General features: G+C 60.9%; 1 pseudogene. It reads right to left on the reverse strand.

Annotated elements, in window-relative coordinates:
• Positions 1-1,146: pseudogene (locus F0Q45_RS26115) on the reverse strand (PPE family protein); the annotation flags it as partial.

Here is a 1,146-nt window from a genome sequence, read left to right on the forward strand (position 1 = left end):
AGTCGCCCGGGTTCGCCGACCCGAGGTTGTAACTGCCGGTGTTTGCCGCCCCGATGTTGAAATTGCCGAGGTTTGCTGTACCGAAGTTATTGACTCCGACGTTGCCGACGCCGAAGTTGACGTCGCCGAGGTTACCGAGGCCGCCGTTATAGTCGCCCACGTTGCCGAAGCCCAGGTTGTATTGCCCGACATTGGCCAGACCCAGGTTGAATGTCGTCGTTCCGGCCACCTGGTCGCGGAAGAACCCAGCGACGTTGCTGCCGACGTTCCACATGCCTGAGACGTTGGCAGGCGTCGCGACACCGGTATTAAGAATGCCCGAGACGGTATTACCCAAGTTGGCCAGGCCCGATTGCAACGAGCCGTAGTTCTGGTAGCCCGAGATCAAGCTCCCAAAGTTCTGGTAGCCCGAAATGTTGGCGCCGACGTTTCCGATGCCCGAGACGGTGCCAGTCCCGCCATTGAATAATCCCGAAGAAGGGCTGGTGGTGGAGTTGAACAACCCGGTGACCGCCGGGATGTTGACGATCGTCCAGTCGACGGGGCCGATGCTGGCCGTGGCGGGGATGCGGATCACGGTGGAACCAGCAGGGTCGCCGATGTTGAACGAGATCGCGGGACCGGTGGCCGTGATCGGCGGGAGGGTGAGGGAGTTGATCGTGCCGGTGAGGACCGGGATTGGCCCGATGGCAGCGGTGAAACCGAAATTGATGTCTTGCATCGTGATGCCGCTGTACACGGTGTTGGTGAAACCCGCGGTGACGGGGATGTTGATGGGAATGTCCACGTCGACATGGGCTGGAATTTCGGGAACGTGGATCGCGTAGCCTGCGCTCCATAGGCCCTGCCGATCACCCCGCCACAGGAAGCCGTTATTCATGTCGCCGGTAATAAAGGCGCCGGTATCGATGTCGCCCGCGTTGGCAATACCCGTGCTGTAATTGCCCGCGTTGTACCAGCCCGAGTTGTAATCCCCGCGATTGGCTAGTCCGGTGTTGGTGTTTCCGCTGTTGTACCAGCCGGTGTTGTAGTCACCGGCATTGGCGATGCCGGTGTTGACGGACCCGGTGTTGAACAAGCCGGTGTCGGTGCTGCCGGCGTTCCCAATGCCGGTGTTGAGGCTGCCGGAGTTGCCGATGCCCCAGT

The organism is Mycobacterium simiae (assembly GCF_008370645.1).
Taxonomy (GTDB): domain Bacteria; phylum Actinomycetota; class Actinomycetes; order Mycobacteriales; family Mycobacteriaceae; genus Mycobacterium; species Mycobacterium simiae_A.